Raw genomic sequence first — 25,092 nt, 5'->3', positions numbered from 1 at the left:
ACAGCCAGTCCGTCATTTTTGCGAACTGGCTGTCGTCGTATTAAGATTCATTTTATATAAGACCATACTCCTTCAGGAGCTTTCTCCGGTAATCTTTATCCTCCCTGACTCGGGAAATCTCTTCTGTCCGGTCTTCTTTCCAGAGGCATTCCAATAACTGCATTCCTAATTCCATTCCTTTTTCCATTCCCTTTTCTATTCCCTTTTCTATTCCCCGGTTTTCTATCCGGTCCAATATTACACACATATTAATCTCCTCCTTCTCCTGGTCCAGATGCAGATTCAGAAAACGCTGATCTTCTGCAAATACTGACATAAACTTAAGCACTGCGTCCACATGACGGATTGGCTGCCGGTTTCCTTCATAGGCTTCTCCTCTCCGTCTCTTTACAAAATATTCTGCTATAATCCTGAAATCGCTCCGAAACATGGCAGTCTGTTCATCCGTAAGATGTGCAATTTCAAATACATGAATTTTGTAATCTTCCCCGCAGAGTCCTTCTACTTCACCGACTCGTTCCCGCAGAGTCTTATTTTTCTTCCAGGGCCGGTTCCCAAAGTATAATACAATGGTCACCACCGGATACCTGACCGATTTTGGCTTTACGCCCTCTGCTCCGCCTCCGTCTGCTTCATTCTCCTGTTTCCCAGAATCCTTCAGCAGCTGTTTTCGATAAGATGCCCCATCGTAATTGATGATCCGCAGAGGCATATCTGCATCAGATGCTGTCTGATTTTCCACTCCCAGATAAACCGTCTTATCTTTCCTGACCCACAGCTTCAGGATGTCCCGCTCTTGCTGATGAAGCCGCGTTGTATCCGCCTTGTACTGCGACAAAACGTCTGTCTCCTGCAGTTCCTCTTCCCTGACGACCTGTTCCCCATGAAAGAGAAACACATTCATAATATCCGCAAATACATCCGGATAATCTTCCAGCAATTTTTCTGTGATATCCTGCTGTCCCATACTTTTCTTACCTCCTCTGTTGTCTGGCAGATATGGGATTCCCACAGAGATATCAGGCAGTCCCATACCTTTTTCTTGTGTGTTAACTTGAAATGCTGGCAGAACCGCCAATAAATGCATTAGATATGCAAAAAGAACAATTCATAAATATAGTTTATCACACAAAATTACATTCGGCAAGGAACGTTTCCTGTTTTTTCCATATATTTTCTATATTTAAATAATATCATATGTATACTTTTTTGTCAATTTTCAATATGATTCTGTTTTCAATGCCTCTGTCAATCTCTCTACCGCTTTCTTTGCTGTCTTCCCGGCCAGATCCCGGTAGTCAAAGAAGGCAAATCCATCCACTTGCTTCTTTCGTCCGTACTCCACCTGGTTTTTCAGTACGTCTGCATCGGATTTCCATTCTTTCTGTTCTTCCAGGCTGTCTCCTTCATCATGGCCTGCCCGGTAAACACCGATTCCCAGATATAATTTCACCGGACTTTTTTTACAGGCCTTTACCCATTGGTCAGTCACCCGGTCGAAAGACGCCGTCGGATGCTTAAATCCCCAGTAAATCTGCGGACAGATATAATCAACATATGCATTGGAAGACAGCCACCGGTAAATATCTACATAATAAGCATACCGGCTGGTCAGCGTTTCAAAATTTCCCGCAGGACTGATACCATATACCACAGAAGAATCGGTTTCCCGGATTGTCTCTTTTATCTGGCGCACAAGGCTGTTTACCTGTCCGCACCGGTAAGTATAAATATCTTTTCCCTGTCTTTTTTCCTCTGACTCGTTATATTCTCTGGCATCAAATGCGGTATTTACATTTTCTTTTGTAAAAGACGGATAAAAGTAATCATCCATATGGATGCCGTCCACATCATAGTTTTCCACAATTTCGCGGACGCCGCTTGTGATCAGTTCCCTGACTTCCTTTTTTGACGGGTTATAGTACAGACTTCCCCCATAGGATAAGACATTCCGTTTCGTGGATTTTCCTTCATGCCATTTTCTCGCTGGATTATCTTTTGACAATTTTCCATAGTCTGCAGAATTTAATGTCACCCGGTATGGATTGATCCAGGCTTCGATCTTCATCCCATTTTCATGAGCCGAAGATACCATGATTTCTAAGGGATCAAATCCCGGATCCTTTCCCTGGGTTCCTGAAATATAGGAAGACCATGGAAAATATTCTGATTTGTAAAGGGCGTCTCCGAAAGGACGCACATGAACAATAATCCGGTTCAGGCCAAGATTTTTCCCTTTCTTCAACACCCCGTTAAAATAAGATTTGAAATTTGACGCGTCTGGCTTCTTATATTCTGCCCGATATGTATCATAATCATAGAAAGAAAACCAGAACGCCCGGTATTCCTCTGATACCGCAGATATATCCTTATTTTCTGTTTTTCTCCGCATCCCTGCCGCCCTCAAAACAGTCTGACTGCAAAGATTTACAAATAAGGCACTTGCAAAAAGCAAGGCCAGAAGCCGAATCCTGCCCATCCTAACTCCTCTCTCAGATCCATCCAAAATGCCTGCATGCTTTCTGAATGCCATCGTTGAGATTTGTCTCCGTCACATAATCTGCAGCGTCTTTCAGTTCCTGACAGCCGTTGCCCATGGCAATGGAAAACCACTCCGGACAAAACATATCCAGGTCATTATAGTCGTCTCCGAAAACAACGACATCCTTTATATCCCCATGAAGGCGTTCCATCATTTTTAAAATTCCGCCTCTCTTATTGTCCGGCTGGAACATCAGATATTCCGGTTCAAACCGAAGATGCCCGATCAGTTCTTTTGATGTCAGCCTTTCTTCCTCTTCTTTGGGCACTGCCACATAAATTTTCAGGAAATGATCCATCTCATCGACATTCAATGCATCATCGATGATATACCTGGTCGGCTCTTTTCTCTTCCCAACCTGGCGCAAAAATAAATCATCTGTCATATAGACGTCTTTTGTATCATCGACAGCAGCACACCATCCGTATCCCAGTTCCTCTGCCTGATGGATGATCTTTCTGCACCCTTCCGTATCCAGAGGAATATTTTCTACAAATTCATTGTGAATCACCAGGCCATTTCCTCCATTGCACACCATGTTGGAAAATCCATTGGCTTTCGTGAACTTTTCCGCCTTATAATGGGCACGTCCCGTGGCGATTGCCACAAAATGTCCGTTCTTTTCCAGCTGATGCAGCGTTTCCAGAGCACTGGGCACAACCTGATGATTGCTGCGGTCTGTCAGCGTACCGTCAATATCAAAAAAGAAATACTTTTTCTCCATATTATATGCACCTTTCTTATGATTCATGCAAAGAATTTAACTGCTCATAGAATGTTGGATAAGATACATCCACACACTCAGCATCATCAATGACAGTCTCTCCTTCTGCATTAATTCCCGCAATCGAAAATGTCATGGCAATCCTGTGGTCATATGCACAGTGGATCTCTGCTCCATGGAGCGGTTTTCCTCCCCGAATGATCATTCCATCTTCTGTTCCCTGTGCGTCTGCCCCCATTTTTATCAGGTGGTCCACTGTCAGAGCAATTCTGTCAGATTCTTTGACTCTGAGTTCCTGGGCATCCCGGATAACAGTTTCACCTTCCGCAAAAGCTGCCAGAAGAGCGATGACTGGAATCTCATCGATCAGGGTTGGAATCAGATCTCCTTCTACCACTGTACCTTTCAGCCTGCTGGTCCGGACGATAAGATCCGCTGCCGGTTCTCCGCCATTATCCCTGACGTTTTCCATCTGAATATCCGCTCCCATCTGACGGCAGACTCGAAGAAGACCATCTCTGGTCGGATTCAGTCCGACATTTTTCAGGCGGATGCAGGAATTCGGAGTGATCAGACCTGCTGCTATAAAATATGCCGCAGAAGAAATATCTCCAGGAACGATGATATCTGTCGCATTCATCTCTTTTGGCGGAGTGATCTCCGCTGTCTTATCATGAGATTCCACATCCACTCCAAAAGCACGCAGCATCAATTCAGTATGATTTCTTGATAATGCCGGTTCTGTAACACTTGTTTTTCCATCTGCATACAATCCTGCCAGCAGCACACAGGATTTTACCTGCGCAGAAGCCACAGGAGAATCATAATGAATCGCTTTTAATTTTTTCCCGTTAATCCGAAGCGGAGCACAGTCATTGCCGTTGACACTGTCGATTTCCGCTCCCATCATCTTAAGCGGCGTCATGATCCGCTTCATAGGGCGCTGGTTTAAAGACGCATCCCCGGAAAGAACAACTTCAAAATCCTGACCGGCAAGAATTCCTGAAATCAGGCGGGTCGTTGTCCCGCTGTTTCCCACATCCAGAATTTCTTCCGGTTTTTCCAGGCCATGAAGCCCTTTTCCATAAACCGTTACATCGGTTCCTTCCTGTTCAATCTCGATTCCCATCTTTCGAAAGCAGTCAATTGTGGCAAGGCAGTCCGCTCCCGCAAGGAAATTGCTGATATGGGTCGTTCCTTTTGCCAGAGATCCAAACATCACGGCTCTGTGGCTGATGGATTTGTCTCCCGGTACGGAAATCTCTCCCTGCAGTTTCTCTATCTTCGTTAGTTTCATGTCTATTTCCTCTCATATACAACGTAATTTTTGTCTCGTAAAATTTCTTTTGCCCGTTTGGCAGACGCATCATCATAAAGCATGATCTTAAGCACACCTTCTTCAAATTCCCGGTTATGTATGATGCCGATATTTTTAATACTGATATTGTTCAGCGCCAGAAGCGTTGTTGTCGTAGACAAAGTTCCCGGTTCATCCGGAATATCTACAAAAATCTCATATGATTTCTCCATCAGTCCTACTGCGCTGTCCGGTACGGAATCCCGATATTCTCCGGCTTCTTTAAAATAGTGGTTCAGGTATTCATGATCCTGGTTATCCAGCGCCTGGATCACCCGCTCCAGGCTGTCTTTTGCCTGACACAGCAGCTTCTTTATATTATCCCGGTTTGAAAGGGAAATCTGTTCCCAGACAATCGGGGAAGAAGAAGCAATCCTCGTAATATCTTTAAATCCTCCGGCAGCCAGCTGTTTTAAGATTCCCTGATCTGTGTCCATATCTTTTACAAGATGAACCAGCTCTGACGCGATAATATGCGGAACATGGCTGATTGCCGCGGTAAACGCATCATGCTGCTCATAGTCAAGCAAAATGGTAAGAGCTCCAAGTTCTTCAATAAATCCGGTGAATTCTTTTACCTTCTCCTCACTGACCTTCTTAGTCGGTGTAATAAAATAATACGCGTTTTCGATCAGACGGTCAGAACTGAATGAAAAGCCTGCCTTCTCAGAACCTACCATAGGGTGGCCCCCGATGAAATATTCTTCCATTCCAAGTTCTTCAATCTTTCTGTGAATCTCACCCTTTACACTTCCTACGTCTGTAAGGATACAGTCTTTTGCAATCGATCCTTTCAAAATCTGGAGATATTTAATATTATGCTGTACCGGAGCACATAAAAAAATATAGCTGCAGTCTGCAAAATCTTTCCCGCAGTCATCAGCTATGACATCTATGATCCGCTCCTTCAGTGCTTCCTTTAAAGTACCGCTGTCTTCATCGAATCCAATGATCTTATAGTTTGGAAAAACTCTTTTGATTGTTTTGGCAATCGAACCTCCAATTAATCCAAGACCTACGAATCCAATGGTAAAATTCTTGTCCATAGTCATTTCTCCTTCAATTCTTCATTTTATTTTACCGTCCGCTTTATTAAAAGTCAATACTTTCTCACTTTAAAGCAAAAAAGCATCATATTCGGATCTTTTCCCCTTTTCGCGGAAAATCAAAAAAATATAACAAAAACTGACCTTACACTATTGAACCTCTGAAAAAAATGATTTATGATACAGTTACAAATAACTAATCTTTATAGAAAAAGGAGTTCCTCATGTTTGAAGAAGCCGTCAAATTCGCAACTCAGGCACACGCCGGTCAGAAAAGAAAAGGAACCAATCTTCCTTTTATCATCCATCCTCTCGAAGTTGCATCCATCGTTGCCGCTATGACCACAGATGAAGAAATGTTATGCGCCGCAGTTCTCCACGATGTACTGGAAGACTGCAGTCATATTTCCAGAAATGATATCCTGGAAAACTTTGGAAAACGGGTTACTGCCCTGGTGGCACAGGAAAGTGAAGATAAGAGTAAAAGCTGGGTCGAAAGAAAAGGGCGTACTATTGAATTCTTAAAAAAGGAAGCGTCACGTAATGCAAAAATCATTGCTCTGGGGGACAAACTTGCCAATATTCGTTCCATGGCCAGAGATTATGAAGCCCTCGGCGATGAATTATGGCTCCGTTTCAATATGAAAGACAAGGATATGCAGGGATGGTACTATAAAGGACTGATCGCAGGTTTTGAAGAATTAAAAGAATACCGTGAATACCAGGAATACTGCAGTCTGGTCCGACAGGTTTTCGGCTGACAGCTGTCTAAAGAGCAGACAGGCCTCAGACAATGCCGCAATTTTAAGGTATTGTCTGAGGCCTGTTGTCAAAAGGTAGAAAACAAAAAGTATCTATTCTATGAAAGAACCAGTTCTGGAAGTTCTTCCATGGTTCTGATCACATCATCTGCTCCTGCTGCCAGAAAGCTTTCTTTCACTCTTTTCACGGCAGCTTCTTTTTCTTCTGCTGAAAGTGCTTCATACTCTTCCTGGGACATTCCCATTTCTGAGCTTCCCTCAATAACTCCGACAGAAAATACCCCTGCGTTTTTTCCTTCAAGAATATCAGAAATCGTATCTCCGACTTTTACCACTTTCTTTACAGAATCAATCTCCAGTTTTTTCATATTTTCAAAAATCATATATGGATATGGACGCCCTTTGGAATTTACCGCATCCGGACTGAACCAGGCATCCGGCTCATAACCGTTTTCCTTCGCTGTCTTTGTTACGATTTCCATCATTTTGTCCGTATATCCTGTAGTAGACCCGATTTTTACCCCATTTTCACGAAGCTTTGCAACTGTTTCCAATACTCCCGGTTTTACTTCCGCATACTGATCCAGAACGCTTAATAACTTAGCTTCATATACATCATACATCGCCTGCACATCTTCTTCGCTGGATGGCCTTCCATATTTCTCCTGCCATAAGTTCTGGATCCTTTCCATGGAAAGCATTGTACGGATATGATCGATCTTTAACATTCCCATAGGTTTTCTGACTTCATCCATGGTAGGTTCTACTCCAAATTCCTTAAATACTTCCGTAAAGGCCTGTACCGGAGCAAAGCATCCATAGTCTACAGTTGTTCCTGCCCAGTCAAAAATGACTGCTTCGATTTTATTTTCCATGATTCTTTTCCTCCAAAAATTCTTTCATGATCTTACAGAGCGCATCCACATCTTCTTTATAAATTTCTCCGATATTTCCAATCCGGAATGTCTCTGCCTCAGTTACTTTTCCCGGATAGATGGCATATCCTCTGTCCTTAATATACTCATACATTTCCGAAAAAGTAAAGCCTGCATTTTCCGGGAAGAAAAATGTTGTGATAATCGGCCCCTGATGTTCTTCATCAATGTAAGTTTCAAGCCCCATCTCTTTAAATCTTCGGATGATCTCTCTGTTATTTTCATAATAACGTTTGGATCTTGCAGGAATTCCTCCTTCTTCTTCCAGCTCTTCCATGGCTTTCGCAAAAGCAAGAACCGTATGGGTCGGTGATGTAAATCTCCATTTTCCGTCTTTATCCATCGTCTCCCACTGATCGTAAAGATCCAGAGAAAGGCTTCTTGCCTGTCCTTTTGTCTGATTCAGAGCATCTCGCTTTGCAATGATAAATGAGAATCCAGGAACTCCCTGAATGCATTTATTGGCGCTGCTGATCAGAAAATCAATACCAAGATCCTGTACCGGAATCTCAACCCCTCCAAAACTGCTCATGGCATCTACGATCATGATCCGGTTTCGGTCTTTTACCACATTTGTAACTTCCTCAATATTATTAAAAATACCGGAAGTTGTCTCACTATGTACCATGGATACATGAGTGATCGTATCGTCTCGATCCAGAATTTCCGCAACTTTTTCTGCATCCGGCACCTTATCATAATCCTGATGATAAATTTCATAAGCAAGCCCTGCATGTTTTGCAATATCCTCCATGCGCTCCCCATAGGCTCCATTTGCCACGATCAGAACTTTATCATTTTCCCCGACGGAACTGGTCAGTACAGATTCCACGCCAAACGTTCCGCTTCCCTGCATTAAGATAACCGTATAGACTTCTTCGCCGGCATGTGCCAGACGAAGAAGTCCTTTTCGGATATCCTGTGTAATCTTTTTATAATCATCATCCCATGTACAATGATCAAACATCATTTCTTTTTTTACTGTATCTGTGGTCGTTAAAGGACCTGGTGTTAATAATTTATATTTTTTCATCTTCCTATTTCCCTTCTGCTTTTTCCATGGCTCTTTCTGATAATTCCTGATGTTTCTTCAACAGGTCAAGTGTCAGTTTTTCTTTATATTCTTTTGGGTTTCCGGATTTCTGGTCTTTATCCTCTGTTTCTCCATTGTAGAGCGGTACCGGATAATTCTTAATCAGCTCAGATCTTCCTTTTTTGATGATACATTCTGCCATATCCATCGCAAGATCACTCTTTTTGCTGTCATCTTTATCTAATACTGCTACAGATTCTGTTAATGTGAAGTTTCCTTCTGTCGGATCTACATAGTCAATCGGAAGTCCGTCTTTTTTATCTGCAACTGCCTGCTGTCTTAAGCCAAATCCAATAGCAGCTTCCCCTGCTCTTACATTTTTAATCGGTCCTGAACCGGAATCTTCAATATGATCTCCTGCATTTTTATAAATATCTGTCAGGATATCTTCTGCCTCGTCTTCTCCATATGCTGAAACAAGTCCCTGAATCAAAAGCCATGCAGTAGATGAAGACTTAATATCTGTTACGGAAATGAATCCTTTGTATTCCGGTTTTGCCAGATCTTTGATTGATTTCGGCGTCGGAAGCTTATTTTCTTTCATTACTTCTGTATTTAAAATAATCGTGCCTTCCTGAGCCGTAATCGGTGATTCATATTTCTCAAACTTGCTTTCATCCTTAAGATTGCGGTCGAAATCAAGATTTTTAAACATCTTGTTCTTTTCCTGGGCACTTTCCACATAAAAAGTACTCATGGTGATCATATCTGCCTCCAGATTCTTTCCTTCTGCCACAAGTTTTCCGCCTAATTCAGAAGTTCCAAACGTCTGGAAAACATACTTTCCTTTATATCCGTTGTCATCCAGAGTCTTTTTCATGGCCTCGACCGCCTCATCATCCGCATTGGAATAGATTACAACCTGATCGCTGTTTCCTTTGGAACTGCATCCCGTCATCACGACTCCCGTGACTGCCAGCATCCCGGCCAGCAGGATTGTCGATGCCTTTTTCATAAACTTTCTCATTGTGTTTTCCTCCTTGAAATTAAGATTAAGGTAATTGAGCTTCGTTTTTATTTAGAATCACGAGATGTTCGTTTTGCCAGCCACTGGAATAAATATTTTGCTATGATATTTACTACCAGAATGAAAAGAGATAAAACAAACACTTCGTTAAATCTGTTGTAATACTGCAGTTCTTTAATCTTTGTCGTAATGACCATTGTATAAGCTCCTGCAATGAAAATAACCGCACTGATCGTTACCATGGCATTAACAAAGTAGTAGCTGAATACTTCCAGAAGTGTACTGAAAGCATTTGGAGTAACAACCCGGATGATCGTTTTGATCCAGGAATCTCCCATGAGCATCGCTGTGGTTTCCCATGAAGCATTCATCTTGGAAAGTGAATTTTTTACCATAAGATACGGTGTTGAAAAATAGTGGACCACATCACAGACAATCAGAATAAGGAAGGTTCCCTGCAGGCTGGTTCCGGAGAACGTCAGCAGAAACGCGATACCTAATACCATACCTGGTATTGTATTGATGACCAGTGCAATGGCTTCGATCACACTTTTCAATTTTTCATTTAATGTACTCCTTGCCGTGATCAGTGCTGCGCCGTAACTCATAAGAACACCAACAACCGCTACACAAAATGCCACAAACAGGGAATTGGTAAATACACTTAGAAGATTCGGATCCTGCAGAACCGATGTAAAATGATCCAGGGTAAATCCAAGCCGGTACGGCCACTCTTCTACAAACGGAACCACAAAGATTACCGCAAAAATAGATAAAATACCAAGCATGATGCAGCCGCTGATTACCATAAAAATTCCATCCCGGACATAGTTTTTTTCAAGTTCTACCGCAGATATCTTGTTATAGCGGATGTTGTAGCGCTCCAGCCATTTCAAAACAACAATGCTGATAATGGATGGAAGCAGCATCACCAGGGCAATGACAGCGCCGCGGTTGAAATCCGGAATGCTTCCCAGCATCTCTTCATAAAGGATTCCCGCGATCGTATCTACTTTTCCTCCTACAGAATCCGGAATACCGAAATCTGTAAAACTAAGGAAAAATGACTGGATAAACGCAGTCGCCAGAGTGCCCAGAAGCGGCCGCAGCACTGCGATATGAAAACTTGCCGCCGCATGGTCTCCCATCAGTTTGGATACCACACTGAACTTTTTGTCCATGTATCCCATTGTATTGTAGATCAGCATAAATGCTGTTGGAATGGTATAAATCACATATCCTAACGTCAGACCCGGGAATCCATACATATAGACATCAATGCCAAACAGTCTGGTCAAAAGCCCCTGTTTTCCAAAAGAATAAATAATCGCAAATCCATATGTGATCGTCGGAAGCAGCATTGGAAGAGATGCTACGCCATGGATAATCTTTTTCCATGGTCCCGGCACGTTTGTATAGTAAATGGTATATGCCAGCAGAAACGCCAGAATCGTTGTGATCAGCGCACTCCATATGGATACCATAAGGCTGTTTTTCAACGCATCTAAAAATCCGACTCCCTGTATTACATCTTTAAAATACTGGATTGTAAAACTTCCTTCTCCGAAAAATGCCTGATTTAGCAGCCGAAGAAACGGCACGATCAAAAAGGCAAGAAAGATAAGGAAGATAACTCCATATATGATCTTAATTTCTACGTTCTTTCTCTTTGCCATTTTTCTGTCCTGTTCTCTGTTCTGTCTCTTTTATGACACACGAACTTCCTTTCCCTCTGTTGTATTTTTTTTGTCTCCAAACAAAGTAAAAATATTATTTCTTTTGATCCTGAGCTGGTTTAAGATAAATTTCTCTACGAATTCTCCGCTTGGTTTATGAATGATTTCATCCGGATTTCCAAACTGCGCGATCTTTCCTTCATTTACGATCATAACCCGGTCTGATAAGGTCAGGGCTTCTTCCGGATCATGGGTTACGATGATCGTTGTCAGATGATATTCTTTCGCAATGGTCTTGATCCTGTCTTTGATGGATTCTTTGATCACTCCGTCCAAAGCACTCAGCGGCTCATCCAGTAAGAGGATTTTAGGTTTCATCACCATGGTTCTTGCCAGAGCCACCCTCTGTTTCTGTCCCCCGGAAAGCTGTTCAATCTTTTTCGTTAAATGCTCTCTCAGCCCCAGAAGATCGATCAGATCCTCCACTTCCTCTTTTGTGGAAATGTCCGGTTTATTCTTTAATCCATATGTAATATTTTTGTACACATTCAGGTTTGGAAATAATGCGTAGTCCTGAAATACGATATTAAATCCTCTTTTTTCCATTGGAATATTGGTCATGTCCTCTCCATTGTAAATTATCTTTCCGCTGTCTGCCTCTGTAATTCCAAGGATCAGGTTCAGCAGCGTTGTTTTTCCACATCCGGACGGTCCTAAAATAGAAACGATCTCTCCGTCCTGAATATCCAGGTTGATTCCGTCTAAGACGGTTGTTCCATCATATGATTTTTTTATATTCTCCAGTTTTAACATAAATTGAAACTCCTTCTTTCTTTCATGATCAACAATCTCTCTATGTTCCCTGTTTTCCGCATAGATTGGACATCTCTAAGTATCTTTTCTCTCGGACGCCTCTCGTGTCACGTTTAAACATGTGTCATTATAGCAATCCGTTTTCCTTCGAACTATCACAAAAAAATAAAGACCATGTTAAGCGGATGTAAAACTTAACATAGTCTTTACATAGAAAACTTGTTATAAAATTACAAATCTTTTTCTACATATGCTTTATCCCGGATCAGCCTGCTGCTGGCATCCAGCTTTTTCGCATACTGGTCATAATTAGAAATCAGAAGTCCCATGTAGATCATATCTACCAGCGCCAGCTGAGATGTTCTGGAAAAAATCGCGTCTCCATAAAACAGCTGCTCCTGACTGGTACAGATCAGAAGATCAGCGTATCTGCTGATCACAGAATCTCTGAAATTGGTGATCACAATTGTTGTCGCCTTGCTCTTTTTGGCTGCTTTCACTGCTTCCACGGTGTCTTCCGAGCATCCGGAATAGGAAATCCCGATTGCGACATCGTCCTCTGTAAGATTCCCGGCGCAGATTCTCTGATGATAATAATCATCCATATATCTGCAGTTTAATCCCAGATATAACAGCTTGGTAAGAAGATCTCTGGCCGCCACATTGGAATTTTCCACACTGTAAATATCGATCATGCGGGCATGATTGATCGCATCGATCACCTTTTTGTAGGTTTTCATGGAAATATTTTTCAGATTTTCTTCTAAAATCTTAGAAGTGGTCGTAACGATCTTCCTTGGAACATCCTCCAGACGGTCTCCTTTTTCCAGTGAAAATCCATACATTGGCTGCTGTATGCCTTTTACTTTCTGATTCTTTGCAAGCTCCATGATCAGCGCATATCGAAAATCTTTAAACCCCAAAAATCCAATGGCTCTGACCATGCGAAGGACGGTAGGCTGACTGACGCCGCACTGATCGGATAATTCTTTCAGTGACATATCCGGAATCTTTTCAAAATGATCCAGCACATAATTAGCTGCTTTCTGCTCCGAAACTCTCATATCTCCATACCGTGTTTCAATTGACAATCTTATTTCACTTTTCATAAAACTCCTTGTAATTTTGCTACAAAAACAGCAGAAAAAATTTTTCATTTCTTATATTTTATCGTATTAAAAGTTTTTCGGATAACAAAAAAGTATTTTTGTTAAATTTAAGTAAAACCGCAGATTTCTTTCCTGAAACCGCCTAATTTCGATATTCCTGCACCATGATCATACCGGACAAAAGAAGTACTATACTGCATAAAAATACAGATTTTTCCTCCGCTATGCCTGTCATAAGCCCGCCGATCACCGCTCCTATGATAAAAAAGGCAATGACGCTGTAATATTTCAATCCTTTTTCAAAAAATGTCCGGTCTTTTGTCTGTCTGTACTGAAACATGGATTCTGTTCCGCTTCTTAAATTTCCCGTACACATCGTACTGGCAAAAGCATTTCCATGCACCTTCCGAAATGTCTGCACCTGTACAGCACACACAAAAGAAATGAGAACATTAGCCATCACATCCATCTTTCCAGACGGAATCAGCCCTACCGCTGCCAAAAGAACTGCTTCCAAAACCACTATGCGCTGTCTCCAGTGAATTTTTCCTTTGGTTTTAAACGTCTTTTTCATAATTTCCACCAGGACAACTCCTGCCGCAAAAGCAAGAATTGGCACCAGATAGTGAATGATCATGGATCCGTTTCTCCTCTGTATATAGACTCCCAGCAAAGCAATATTTCCTGTCTGGGCATTGGCAAACACACCGCCCCGCAAAAGATAACTGTAAGCATCCAGAAACCCTCCTACTATGGCGAGCAAAGCTGCCAGAAACAGACTTTCTGATGTCTGCAGCCGTTTTTCGTCCATCAGAGCTCCACTTCCTTTCCTGTACGGTAAAACGCTGTCATAAGCCGGATCATGGCATCCAGATCTTTTATGCCGGCTGTTTCATAGGAAGAATGCATGGAAAGCTGGGGCATTCCAATATCCGCTGACCGCATGGAAACCTGTCCGGTCAGAATATTCCCCAGAGTAGATCCTCCCGGTACATCTGACCGGTTATAATAAATCTGGTACGGAATTTCTTCTTTTCGGCACAGATACTGTACCACTGCTCCGGACCATGCGTCAGTCGTATATTTCTGTGCCGCATTATATTTTAAAACAATGCCTTTGTTCAGATACGGCCGGTTGGTCGGATCTGCTTTTTCCGTATAGTTTGGATGCACTGCATGTGCATTGTCCGCAGACAGCAGAAAACTATCTGCTGCCGCCATGGCATATCCTTCCTCGTCTTTTCCCATAAGGCTGCAGATCCTCCTCAGCAGTTCCGGTATAAATGTAGATCCCGCTCCCTGCTTGGTTGCGCTTCCCACTTCTTCATTATCAAAAACACAGCACATGGTAATATAATCTTTGGACTTTCCGCTCAGCATGGCCTGGAGAGACGCAAAAGCACACTCCAGATCATCCAGCTTCGGAGAAGCGATCAGTTCTTCCTGAGCTCCAAGCACAGTTCCAGACATACGGTTATATAGAAACATATCATAAGAAAGAATCTGCTCTTCCTTCACCTTTGCCTCCCTGGCCAGCAGAGAGCGAAATCCTCCTTTTCCGGCGGATATTCCAAGAAGCGGCAGCAGATCTTTCTGAGGATTTAATTCTTTACGTTCCCTTCCGGACATATGAATTGCCAGATTTGGAATGATCATCAGATCCCGGTCGATATTACAAAGGAGACTTCTAAGTTTTCCTTTTTCTTCTATTATAATACGTCCCGCCGCAGACAATGGGCGGTCAAACCACGTATCCAGAATCATTCCTCCATATTTTTCAACATTCAGCTTTGTGTAATATTTCTCTGTTTCCATCTCCGGCTGGTCTTTGATCCGGAAAGTCGGAGAATCTCCATGGCTTGCCACAATATGAAATCCTGAAAAATCTTTCTTTGGAATATGAAACGCCGCAATCGTGCTGTCATTCCGCGTTACAAAATAACTTTTTCCTTCTTTCAGATCCCATGCTTCTTTTTCTTTCAATTCCTCGAATCCTGCTGCAGTCAGCTGTTTTTTCACATTTTCCACAACATGAAAACAGCTGGGACTTTCTTCTATAAATTTCAGCAATCTCTCTGCCTGTGAACTCATATCATGCCTCCTGGTATTGTTTCCTGTATTCTTCGATGATTTCTACTCCTGCGCTTGTCCCCAGTCTCTCGGCGCCTGCATCAATCATGGCCAGCGCTGTCTTTAAATCCCGGATGCCTCCTGCCGCTTTTACTTTCACATCATCTCCGACAATGGATTTCATCAGCGCAACATCTTCCGGTGTTGCTCCCCCGGTTCCAAATCCGGTGGATGTTTTGATAAAATCAGGTTTTATCCTTCTCGCAATCTCAGCCGTCTTTTTCTTTTCCTCATCGGTAAGATAACAATTTTCAAAAATTACTTTTGATATAATATTTTCTTTCCTGCAGACTCTTACGATGGACTCCATTTCTCTTTCGATATGACAATAGTTATGATTTTTCAGCTCTGCCACATTGATTACATAATCAATCTCGTCAGCGCCCCTTTCAATGGCATCTTTCGTCTCAAAAATTTTACATTCTAAAGTTGTCTGACCCAGCGGGAATCCGATCGCTGCTCCTACATGAACTGGTGAACCCTTTAATTTTTCTTTGCATCGGCTAATCTGTGCCGGATTGATCGCCACCATTTTAAAATGGTATTTCATCGCCTCGTGACACAATTTTTCAAATGCCGCATCATCAGCAAAAGCTTTTAAATTGGTATGATCGATCATACCTGCCAATTCTTCCTCTGTTACCATATTCCGTTTTCCTCCTTTTGCGCAACCTCCACATCATTCCGTTGCCTTATTGATGTCTTTTACCATTTTACTCTTTTTATCTTAGAAAAAAAAGTCTTTCTTTTCCGCCTGCCGCTACAGCTTTTTCATAATCTGTCTGAGTTTTTCAATATCTCCTATAATATCTCCTGTCTCCAGGGAATGATTCCCTTCATCAATCAGATACAAAGGAATCTTTTTTTCTCTGCACACCTGCTTCAATTTAGAACAGTCGATAAATGGATCGCTGGTTCCGGAAAACACAATGGTTTTCCCTGATTCCAGCAGCGGGATCGTGACCTCCACCGGTGTAAAGCAAATATGTTTCCACTCTTTCCTCCACTTCTGGATCAGTCTGCATGCAGCAACTGATCCAATGCTTTTTGAGATAAAAACGATTTCTTCATATGACTGCGTATCAATCTGCGCAAAAGCTTTTTCTGCCTGCTGTGTTACAATTTCCCCCACAGCCTCCAGATTCTCTTTATTCCATTCCGGAAGATTTTGGTATGTGATTTCTTCTATCTGATATCCTCTCTGACGAAACAGTTTTTTTGCGTAATAAAGCAAAGGCTTATCACTGTGATATCCCAGCCCTGGCAGAATCAATGCCATTCTTTTCTTCTTCATGCATTTGTCCTCCTAATTTCTGAAACTCATGAAAAATTTCCTCGTATTCCTCTGAAAAAATACTATCTTTTCTCCATACAAAATTAAAATCATGAAACACCTGAAAATCTTCCAGCGGAATTTCTTTTAAACTTCCCTTTTCCAGTTCTTTTTGCACTGCCGCCTGATACAAAAAAGTAATGCCGCATCCGGCTTCTGCAAGCGATTTGATTACATGAATGCTGCTGATCTCATGCCGTCTGGAAAAATTCGAAATAGAAAGATTCTGTGTCTGGAGATTTTTCTCTAGGACTTCTCTTGTTCCGGATCCCTGTTCCCGGACAATCAGCCTCTCTCCAAATAAATCCCGAATCTTTCCTGGCGGATGCCGGAACTGATATACCGGGGAAGCCGCAAGAATAAATTTTTCTTTTGACCAGACCCTGTATTCATAGGCATCCTTCTCAAAATATCCTTCTACCACGGCAAAATCAATCTCTCCGTCATCAAGCTTTTTTAAAAGTTCACTGGTATTTCCAATCTCCATTGCCATATCTGTCTCAGGATGTCTGAGAAGGAAATTCCGCATGACCTCCGGAAAAACAAAATCCCCAATGGTCAATGTCGCTCCGCAGATCAGGGATGCTTGTTCTTTCCTGGCTTCCTCCAGTTTTTTTCGAAGATAGAGTTCATCGTGCCGAAATGTTTTTGCACTGTTTAAAAAAAGCCTTCCCTCTCTGGTCAGAGCCATTTTCTTCCCCTGAAACTGAAAAAATGTTGTATGGTACATTTCTTCCAGATATTTAATATGCTGGGATACCGCAGGCTGGGTAATGTTCAAAGCCCGGGCGGCCTTCGTAAAATTCATAAATCTGCAGACTTCCAGAAATGTATCAATTCTGTAATCTAACATAATACCTCGATTCTTGCATAATATTTTTTTATTGTTTCATAATATATTATAATTTTTATTTATGTACCAGTCAATGTATAATATACTTCGATCCAAACAAATGAAAAAGAAAAGAGGTATCTTATGAAAACAAACATAAAAAATTTCCCTGGAATTCTGCTCTGTTTCTGCATCGCAGTTCCCGCATGGTTTTTCGGCAGTCTTTTCCCTGTCATTGGAGGTCCTGTCTTTGCGATCCTGGCAGGAATGATCATAACGATTTTTGTAAAAGAAAAAGGAATCTGCCATAACGGTATCACCTTTACATCCAAAAAAATCCTTCAGCTTGCTGTCGTCCTTCTGGGCTTTGGAATGAACCTTTCCGATATTCTTTCCAAAGGAAAGCAGTCACTGCCGATCATCCTGGCGACAATCTCAACTTCCCTGATTGTCTCTTATATCATTTACCGGCTGCTTCATATGGATGCAAAAATTTCTACTCTGATCGGAATCGGTTCTTCCATCTGCGGCGGTTCCGCCATTGCTGCTGCCGCGCCCGTTATCGAGGCAGATGATGAAGAAATCGCCCAGTCAATTTCTGTCATCTTCCTGTTTAATGTCGCTGCCGCTCTGATCTTTCCTTCCCTCGGTACAGCTTTAGGTCTTTCCAATGAAGGATTCGGACTCTTTGCCGGAACTGCAGTCAATGATACATCTTCCGTTACCGCGGCTGCGGCCGCATGGGATGGAATCCATGGAAGCAATACTCTGGATGCCGCAACCATCGTTAAGCTTACCAGGACTTTGGCCATTATCCCGATCACTCTTGTTCTTGGCATTTTACAGGCACGCAAAAAGAAAGACGGCGCCTCTACATTCAGCTTCAGGCGCGCCTTTCCTATGTTCATCTTATTCTTCGTGCTGGCATCTGTTATTACGACTGTTTTTGCCCTTCCGGGCACTGTCACAAGTCCATTAAAGGACCTGAGCAAGTTTTTTATTGTCATGGCAATGGCTGCCATCGGCCTTAACACAAACATCGTTTCCCTTATAAAGACCGGCACAAAGCCAATCTTCATGGGATTTGTCTGCTGGGTATCCATCGCAGCGGTCAGTCTTTTGCTGCAGATGGCTCTTGGTATTATGTAAAACAAAGACGGTGTACTTTCAATTCATCTTCTTTTTGTACTCCTCTTGCATATGAAATTTCCGGAAAGCCAAACCCTGCCATCATTCCAAAATAATGGTTTTCCGGAATTTCCAGCATTTCCCGGAGATCCGGCATAAGTTTCAGCACTTCAACCGGATAACTCATTATAACCGCTCCAAGTCCATGGGCACTGCACAGCAGCTCGAAATATGCACAGGCGATATCTGTATCCTGCTGCCAGCATCCTCTTCCGGCCGGCGCATGCGGAATTAAAAGATGGGGCGCAGAACAAAACAGCATATCTGGTCTGACTGTCTTTTCCGCTTCTTTTAACTGCCTGTAAGATGTTTCATCAAAACTTTCCGCATAAATTCCCTGCTCTGCCAGCTGATCCATCCTTTGATACACAAGTTTCCGGAATATATCCATCTGCTCTATATCATCAATCAGTGTATATTCTACCTGACTCTTATTGCCTCCGTTAGGTGCATTCTGCAGTACCTCAAGTATATGCCGGATCAGGGAAGGGTCTACATTTTTCTTCACAAACCGCCGGTGAGAACGGCGGTTTGCGATCAGTCTATCTATCACCGGTCCGCTTTTGTTTTTGTCTGGAGGAAGAAGGCTGTTTTCCGGCCGCTTTCCAAGCACAGATATGGCACCCTCAGGGCAGACTGCCAGACAGTGCTGGCATTTCCAGCATCCGTCCCACCCAAATTCTTTTATTTCTATATGGGCCGCTTTCTTCTGCTCATCCAGATAGAAAATGCCGGACGGACATGTCCTGATGCACTTTCCGCATCCAATGCACTGGTCCCGGTTTATCGTCAGATTCGCTAAATTTTCCATTATATTACCATCTCCCCATATTGGTCTGCGCGGTTGTTCAGAAGTTTCTCCACAAATCCATTGGCAGGATGCTGCCGGATTTCTTCCGGAGACGCGTACTGCTGTATCTCTCCATGATCCAGGACCAGCACCCTGGTTCCAAGATAAAGAGCTTCTGCAATATCATGCGTCACAAACAGGATGGTAACTCCGGTTCTCTGATGGATCTGCTTGATTTCTTTCTGCAGCTGTCCTCTGGTAATCTCGTCTACGGCTCCAAAAGGCTCATCCATCAAAAGGATTTCCGGAGACGCCGCCAGCGCTCTGGCGATCCCGACTCTCTGCTGCTGCCCGCCTGACAGCTCCGATGGAAAACGATCCCTCATATCATCACTTAAACCTACGATTTTCATCCATCTTGAAACCGCCTTCCTTGTCTTTTCTTTATCCCTGCGGTTCCACAAATTCGGCACATAGGAAATATTTTCTTCTACTGTCATGTGAGGAAACAGAACATTCCCCTGAATGGAGTACCCAATGCTCCTGCGAAGTTCAATCAGATCTGTATCTGCTATATCTTTTCCTTTTATCATAACATTTCCTGCATCCGGCCGGATCAGCCCATTGACCATTTTCAGCATCGTTGTCTTTCCGCAGCCGGAAGACCCTATAATCGTAAGAAATTCTCCTTCTTCCACTTTTAAAGAAAAATGCTCCATGATCTTTTTCCCATTATATTTCTTCTCAATCTCTTTCCATTCAATTACTGCTGCCATCGTCTCTTCCTCCTACGAAATCAAACCTTTTTCCTTCAGAAATTCTCTCGCCACATCTTCCGGCTCTTTCTGATCTTCCTCAACCATATAATTCAGCTTTGCCATTTCTTTCTCATCCAGAATATCCTCACATTTTTCAAAAACATTCCGGAGTTCCGGATGTTCATCAAGCACTTCTTCCCTTACGATATTTCCACATTCATAGGACGGATAGAATTGCCTGTCATCTTCCAGCACAACAATATCTGAGACACTGTACTGTCCGTCTGTTGTAAAAATCGGCATCACATCAATTTCACCGGAATTGACAGCCTGATATTTAAGCCCGATGTCAAGATCTGAAGTGCTGGCAAACTCAAGCCCGTAAGTTTCGCACAGAGGATCATAGCCGTCTTCTCTCTCATAGAAATCATATTCTGCCCCAAATTTCAGCTGTCCGGACACAGACTGCAGATCCGAAATCTTTTTCAGTCCATACTTCTCTGCCACTTCTTTCCGGACTGCAAGAGCATAACTGTTGGAAAAACCGTACATTCCATCCCACTCCATATCATAGGAGTCATAGGCCTTTTCAAGTTCTGCGAATTTGTCTTCTGTATACAGATCATTTCTTTTTAACACCATATTCCAGGCAGTTCCTGTATATTCAGGATACACATCAAACTCTCCGCTCTTCATGGCAGGCCAGATATTGGATGTGCCTCCGCCAACTCCCTGGGTCATTTCCACCTTAAGATCTGTGTCTTCCTCAATCATGATTTTCAGCATTTCCCCCAGGATATACTGCTCCGTCATCGGCTTGGCTGCAATCCGGATCGTATCTGTTTTCTGTCTTCCGTAATATATTCCGGAAGAGACTGCCAGGATTACCGCTAAAACGGCAGCTGCGGCCGCATACTTTGTCCTTCTGCTTCTATGCCGTCTGTGCTTTTTCTGCATGGATTTTTCTATGAATCCAAGAAGGAAATCGGCCAGAAGCGCGATCAGAGCGATCAGGATACTTCCTGCTACCGTCATAGCCGTATTGTTCGTTGTAATTCCCCTGTAAATTGCCACGCCCAGGCCGCCTGCTCCGATAAATGACGCGATGCCGGCCAGCGCCAGGGTCATAGTCACCATACTGCGGATTCCAGACATAATGACCGGCGCTGCCAGAGGAATCTTAATCTTCGTCAGAATCTGCAGCCGGGTGCTTCCCATTCCTTTTGCCGCTTCTGTCATGGCAGGATCCACGTTGGTTATGCCGGTATATGTGTTTCTCACCATCGGAAGCAGGGCATAGATGGTAAGCGCCAGAACAGCTGTAATGTTTCCGATGCCTGACAATGGAATCAAAAATCCCAGCATGGAAATCGATGGAATCGTGTAAAGAAAATTCACGACTCCGATCACCGGTCTGGAAAATCTCGGATACTCACTTAAAAGGATTCCGATCAATCCTCCCGCTGCGATCGCAATTACAATGGCAATCGCAGAAATCATAAGATGTTCCAGACATAAATCAATGAAAAAACTTTTTCTTTCATAAATCAGGTTCCAAATATCCATTTCGTCTCCTTCCCAAACATAAGACTTATTTTAATTGTTTGTCCCTTTCTTTATGTATAATCATAGTTTTTTCCAGACATTCTTCAAGCAGGCACTTTTTTATAGGGATAGTTACCTTTTCGTGACTCTTGCGTATTTTCAGCCATTCGCAGCTTTGGGAATTGATTTATTTTTCAGAGATTCCGGAAAGATCTTTGATGACCTCTCCCGCAATGATCAGTCCTGCCACCGATGGTACAAAGGCGGTGCTTCCCGGAATCTGACGTTTTCCATCTTCTGAAATCCTGACCGCTGGCTCCATTGCCTTTTCTTTGGAATATACGACTTTCAGCGCCGGAACATTTCTCTTTTTCAGTTCTTTTCGCATCACTTTCGCCAGAGGGCAGACTGACGTATCATAAATATCCGCTACCTGAAACATGGTCGGATCCAGCTTGTTTCCTGCTCCCATGCTGCTGATTACGGGCGTTCCCGCCTTCTGTCCCTGAAGCACAAGTTCGATCTTTCCGGTAACAGTATCAATGGCATCTACAACATAATCATAAGAGGCAAAATCAAACTGATCCGCGTTTTCCGGCAGGAAAAAAGTCTGGTATGTTTCCACCACGGTCTCCGGATTAATCTGCGCGATTCTCTCTTTCATTACTTCTACTTTTGGTCTTCCGACTGTCTGATGAGTCGCTATAATCTGCCGGTTGATGTTAGATTCCGATACCTCATCCGCATCTACCAGCACCAAATGCCCAATCCCGCTTCTTGCCAGTGCTTCCACTGTAAATCCTCCAACTCCTCCAATTCCAAACACCGCAACCGCTGCCTTATTTAATTTTCGGATTCCTTCTTCTCCAAGGAGCAGTCCTGTTCTCATAAATTGTTCCTTTATTTCCATAATAATTCCTTTCTGTCTTTGATTTGCATGTTTCATTATAACGGCTTCTTTTCATTTCCACAATCGGCTGAAATATTTTCAAAAAAAAGAAAATCTGCCGCGGAATCCAAAAATTCCGCGGCAGATTGCATTCTCGCTCCTGCGATTCTCTATTTTCTGTTTTTGATCCACTCCTGGATTTCATCCATCGTAGCCATGGCTGCCAAAGCTCCTTCTTTGGTGCTGGTATTGGCTGCATAAGCATTGGCAAAATCAAGATATTCATATAATTTGTCTTTGCTCACACTGTCAAGATCATCTATTTCATCCCTGAGGATACAGAACAGAAAGGCTCCGATAAAGGAATCTCCTGCGCCGGTTGTATCCCGTACATCAATGGAATATCCCGGTGCTTCTACCACTCCGTCTTTGGTATAAATCTCTGCGCCGTCTGCTCCTTTGGTATAAATCACATATTTTGCTCTTCCTGACAAAAGATCCGGAACTGCGTCTTTGATATCAGTCTTTCCGGTAATAAATTCCAGTTCCTCATCGGAAATCTTGATAATATCCGCATATGGGATGAAATCATTCACTGTCTTTTTCAAAGCATCCAGATCATCCCATAAAGAGAAACGGAGATTCGGGTCAAAAGATACCTTAACTCCCTGCTCAATTGCCATGTCGATCAGTTTCTTATGGGCTTCTTTCATCGGGGATTCTACAAGATCCACGCTGCAGAAATGAATCATTCCACAGTCATCCAGAATATTTTCCGGAATGTCATCCACACTGTATCTCAGATCCGCGCTGTTCTTCCGGTAAAATTTAAAATCACGGTTTCCATCCGCTGCCAGGGATACGAACGCAAGCGCTGTCTCTCCTTCCTGATCTCTCTCGATGTTTGATGTATCGATTCCCGCGTCATTTAAAACATCGATAATATAATCACCAAACGGATCATCCCCTAATTTGGTAAGCATCTTAGACGGAATTCCCAGCTTCGTTACAGCTCCGATCACATTCGCCGGCGCTCCGCCTGCCACCCGGGTAAAAGATGGGACATCCTTCAGTCTCTCCCCTTTTACATCCGGAATAAAATCAATCAATGCCTCTCCGATTCCACATAACTTATTCTTCATTGCATCCTCCTTCGATCAGAAAAGACTTTAATGGATAGATGGTCAGCATACCTTCACACTGCCCTTCGATGGAAATCTCGCCTTTCAGGCTGTAAATCCTGGTTGTAAACACTTCTTCTCCATGGTTCACAAAAATCTCCAGAGAGGAGGTATCTGCAAAAATCTGCAGCTGTTCCAAAGATTCCAGTCGAACCTTTCTTGTCGTCCTGCCAGATCCATATGCTCCCAGGTCCAGTGTAAGAACTTCATCTTCATAGGAAAGCGTAATTCCTTCCCTTAAAGTCATCTTCATATTTTTACATTTATTATACTCGACAACTGCCTCGTAAACAACATCATCACAAATCTTTTTCTCATTTCCGTCAAATTCTGCCATTTTCGTTCCGCCGCAGCGAAGTTTTCTTAACTCTTCAATCGGCTCCTGAATAAATTTTCCATCCCGCAATGAAATCTGACGAGGTATTGTCAAAGCATGCTGCCATCCATCTTCCGTTGTCGGATTCGTATACTCCGCATCCGGGATTCCCATCCATCCGATCAGGATTCTTCTTCCCCGCTCATCTTCAAAAGTCTGCGGTGCATAGAAATCAAACCCTCGATCCATCAGTTTAATCTCTTCAATCCTGGATTCTTTTGTGTCAAAATCATAACTCAGTTTCATTGCCGCTGTCTGGTGCGGATTGTGATAATCAAATCCCTGAGGTTTTATGCCCTGCGGGCAGCAGGTCAGAATAAGCTGTCCATCAATTTCAAATACATCCGGACATTCCCACATATACCCAAAAGGTTCTTCCGTTGTAATGCGGTCAAAATATTTCCAGTGCCTCAGATCTTCTGACTGATACAGAAGAATCATTCCAACGCTCTTTTTATCCCTTGCTCCGAGAACCATATAATATTTTCCGTCATGTTTTAAAATCTTAGGATCTCTGACATGATTGCTGATATCTTCCGGATAGTCATCCGTTGTCATCAGAAGTTCTTTTTCAGAAAAATGATATCCGTCCTCGCTGGTGAACATAACCGTATTGCTTCCCCGTCCTGAGTTAATATAGTCGTAATCATCCCGGTCAAAATATTTTACATTTCCGGTATAGTAATAATAGATCTTATCATTGTCAACGAACGCAGATCCGGAATACACCCCATGGGCATCGAAATCCTGGTCCGGAAACAATACCGGACCATAATCTCGATAATGGATAAAATCTTTTGTGGTGCAGTGAGCCCACATTTTCAATTCTCCCGTCGGTTCAAAAGGTGTATACTGATAGTAAATATGATAGGTTCCGTGAAACTGGCATAAACCATTTGGGTCATTCAGCCATCCTGTCTCCGGCATCAGATGAAATTTAAGTCTTCTCGGATCTTTTGCGACTTTATCTCTGTATGCTTTGTTTTCCTGATACCATGCATCATAATCTTTTTTCAGAACTTTTTTATATTTCTCAAACATCCTTTT

Annotated in this window: 24 protein-coding genes; 2 read left to right on the top strand and 22 right to left on the bottom strand. The window is 42.8% G+C overall.

The window, feature by feature from the left end:
• Positions 1-52: 52 nt before the first annotated feature.
• From JMF81_RS04975 to JMF81_RS04955, 5 genes are all read right to left on the bottom strand, one after another.
• Positions 53-967, bottom strand: a complete 915-nt coding sequence (locus JMF81_RS04975) for an RpnC/YadD family protein (RefSeq protein ID WP_201310348.1) — start codon at positions 965-967, stop codon at positions 53-55.
• Positions 968-1,219: 252 nt separating this feature from the next.
• The gene (locus tag JMF81_RS04970) at positions 1,220-2,533 is read right to left on the bottom strand and encodes a glycoside hydrolase family 10 protein (RefSeq protein ID WP_201310347.1); all 1,314 of its coding nucleotides are present in this window, start codon (positions 2,531-2,533) and stop codon (positions 1,220-1,222) included.
• Entirely contained in the window at positions 2,493-3,266 is a 774-nt protein-coding gene (locus JMF81_RS04965; protein WP_201310346.1) for an HAD-IIB family hydrolase, read from the bottom strand. The genes JMF81_RS04970 and JMF81_RS04965 overlap by 41 nt, the downstream gene beginning before the upstream one ends.
• A gap of 16 nt (positions 3,267-3,282) precedes the next feature.
• Entirely contained in the window at positions 3,283-4,563 is a 1,281-nt protein-coding gene (aroA, locus tag JMF81_RS04960; RefSeq protein WP_201310345.1) for a 3-phosphoshikimate 1-carboxyvinyltransferase, read from the bottom strand.
• Between the two features lie 2 nt (positions 4,564-4,565).
• Positions 4,566-5,675, bottom strand: coding sequence for a prephenate dehydrogenase/arogenate dehydrogenase family protein (locus JMF81_RS04955; protein ID WP_201310344.1), 1,110 nt, complete (start codon positions 5,673-5,675; stop codon positions 4,566-4,568).
• A gap of 218 nt (positions 5,676-5,893) precedes the next feature.
• Between JMF81_RS04955 and JMF81_RS04950 the strand changes: the two genes are divergently transcribed.
• The gene (locus tag JMF81_RS04950; protein ID WP_201310343.1) at positions 5,894-6,430 is read left to right on the top strand and encodes an HD domain-containing protein; all 537 of its coding nucleotides are present in this window, start codon (positions 5,894-5,896) and stop codon (positions 6,428-6,430) included.
• A 98-nt stretch (positions 6,431-6,528) separates the two neighbouring features.
• Here JMF81_RS04950 and phnX read toward each other — a convergent pair whose 3' ends face one another.
• From phnX to JMF81_RS04895, 11 genes are all read right to left on the bottom strand, one after another.
• Complete coding sequence (gene phnX, locus JMF81_RS04945) at positions 6,529-7,305, bottom strand: phosphonoacetaldehyde hydrolase (protein ID WP_201310342.1); 777 nt, start codon at positions 7,303-7,305, stop codon at positions 6,529-6,531.
• On the bottom strand, positions 7,295-8,398 hold the full coding sequence (locus tag JMF81_RS04940) for a 2-aminoethylphosphonate--pyruvate transaminase (RefSeq protein ID WP_201310341.1): 1,104 nt from the start codon (positions 8,396-8,398) through the stop codon (positions 7,295-7,297). The genes phnX and JMF81_RS04940 overlap by 11 nt, the downstream gene beginning before the upstream one ends.
• A gap of 4 nt (positions 8,399-8,402) precedes the next feature.
• Positions 8,403-9,425 (bottom strand): extracellular solute-binding protein, encoded by a 1,023-nt coding sequence (locus tag JMF81_RS04935; RefSeq protein ID WP_243282541.1) that lies wholly within the window; start codon positions 9,423-9,425, stop codon positions 8,403-8,405.
• A gap of 47 nt (positions 9,426-9,472) precedes the next feature.
• Positions 9,473-11,101 (bottom strand): ABC transporter permease subunit, encoded by a 1,629-nt coding sequence (locus tag JMF81_RS04930; RefSeq protein WP_201310340.1) that lies wholly within the window; start codon positions 11,099-11,101, stop codon positions 9,473-9,475.
• A gap of 30 nt (positions 11,102-11,131) precedes the next feature.
• Entirely contained in the window at positions 11,132-11,914 is a 783-nt protein-coding gene (locus tag JMF81_RS04925; protein WP_201310339.1) for an ABC transporter ATP-binding protein, read from the bottom strand.
• Between the two features lie 230 nt (positions 11,915-12,144).
• Positions 12,145-13,023 carry a MurR/RpiR family transcriptional regulator gene (locus JMF81_RS04920; RefSeq protein WP_201310338.1) on the bottom strand — a complete coding sequence of 293 codons (879 nt, stop codon included), beginning with the start codon at positions 13,021-13,023 and terminating at the stop codon, positions 12,145-12,147.
• A 142-nt stretch (positions 13,024-13,165) separates the two neighbouring features.
• Positions 13,166-13,834 (bottom strand): YoaK family protein, encoded by a 669-nt coding sequence (locus JMF81_RS04915; protein WP_201310337.1) that lies wholly within the window; start codon positions 13,832-13,834, stop codon positions 13,166-13,168.
• Positions 13,834-15,114: a M18 family aminopeptidase gene (locus JMF81_RS04910; RefSeq protein ID WP_201310336.1), complete on the bottom strand. Its 1,281-nt coding sequence runs from the start codon at positions 15,112-15,114 to the stop codon at positions 13,834-13,836. Before JMF81_RS04910 ends, JMF81_RS04915 begins: the two co-directional genes overlap by 1 nt.
• 1 nt (position 15,115) lies before the next feature.
• Complete coding sequence (gene deoC / locus JMF81_RS04905) at positions 15,116-15,799, bottom strand: deoxyribose-phosphate aldolase (protein ID WP_201310335.1); 684 nt, start codon at positions 15,797-15,799, stop codon at positions 15,116-15,118.
• 114 nt (positions 15,800-15,913) lie between these two features.
• Positions 15,914-16,447, bottom strand: a complete 534-nt coding sequence (locus JMF81_RS04900; protein ID WP_201310334.1) for an alpha/beta hydrolase — start codon at positions 16,445-16,447, stop codon at positions 15,914-15,916.
• On the bottom strand, positions 16,395-17,339 hold the full coding sequence (locus JMF81_RS04895; RefSeq protein ID WP_201310333.1) for a LysR family transcriptional regulator: 945 nt from the start codon (positions 17,337-17,339) through the stop codon (positions 16,395-16,397). Before JMF81_RS04895 ends, JMF81_RS04900 begins: the two co-directional genes overlap by 53 nt.
• 123 nt (positions 17,340-17,462) lie before the next feature.
• On the opposite strand from JMF81_RS04895, the gene JMF81_RS04890 reads away from it, so the two are divergent.
• Positions 17,463-18,467, top strand: coding sequence for a YeiH family protein (locus tag JMF81_RS04890; RefSeq protein ID WP_201310332.1), 1,005 nt, complete (start codon positions 17,463-17,465; stop codon positions 18,465-18,467).
• Here JMF81_RS04890 and JMF81_RS04885 read toward each other — a convergent pair.
• From JMF81_RS04885 to JMF81_RS04860, 6 genes are all read right to left on the bottom strand, one after another.
• Positions 18,460-19,317 (bottom strand): nitroreductase family protein, encoded by an 858-nt coding sequence (locus tag JMF81_RS04885; protein WP_201310331.1) that lies wholly within the window; start codon positions 19,315-19,317, stop codon positions 18,460-18,462. The genes JMF81_RS04890 and JMF81_RS04885 overlap by 8 nt on opposite strands.
• Positions 19,317-20,072 (bottom strand): ATP-binding cassette domain-containing protein, encoded by a 756-nt coding sequence (locus tag JMF81_RS04880; protein WP_201310330.1) that lies wholly within the window; start codon positions 20,070-20,072, stop codon positions 19,317-19,319. Before JMF81_RS04880 ends, JMF81_RS04885 begins: the two co-directional genes overlap by 1 nt.
• A 12-nt stretch (positions 20,073-20,084) precedes the next feature.
• Positions 20,085-21,620 (bottom strand): ABC transporter permease/substrate-binding protein, encoded by a 1,536-nt coding sequence (locus JMF81_RS04875; RefSeq protein WP_201310329.1) that lies wholly within the window; start codon positions 21,618-21,620, stop codon positions 20,085-20,087.
• A gap of 166 nt (positions 21,621-21,786) precedes the next feature.
• Positions 21,787-22,503 carry a tRNA threonylcarbamoyladenosine dehydratase gene (locus tag JMF81_RS04870; RefSeq protein WP_201310393.1) on the bottom strand — a complete coding sequence of 239 codons (717 nt, stop codon included), beginning with the start codon at positions 22,501-22,503 and terminating at the stop codon, positions 21,787-21,789.
• A 155-nt stretch (positions 22,504-22,658) separates the two neighbouring features.
• Positions 22,659-23,630 carry a carbohydrate kinase family protein gene (locus tag JMF81_RS04865; protein ID WP_201310328.1) on the bottom strand — a complete coding sequence of 324 codons (972 nt, stop codon included), beginning with the start codon at positions 23,628-23,630 and terminating at the stop codon, positions 22,659-22,661.
• Positions 23,620-25,086, bottom strand: coding sequence for a glycoside hydrolase family 32 protein (locus JMF81_RS04860; protein ID WP_201310327.1), 1,467 nt, complete (start codon positions 25,084-25,086; stop codon positions 23,620-23,622). The genes JMF81_RS04865 and JMF81_RS04860 overlap by 11 nt, the downstream gene beginning before the upstream one ends.
• Between the last annotated feature and the right edge of the window lie 6 nt (positions 25,087-25,092).

It is taken from the genome of Anaerostipes butyraticus, assembly GCF_016586355.1.
Taxonomy (GTDB): domain Bacteria; phylum Bacillota; class Clostridia; order Lachnospirales; family Lachnospiraceae; genus Anaerostipes; species Anaerostipes butyraticus.
This window is presented reverse-complemented; position numbering and strand designations above follow the sequence as displayed.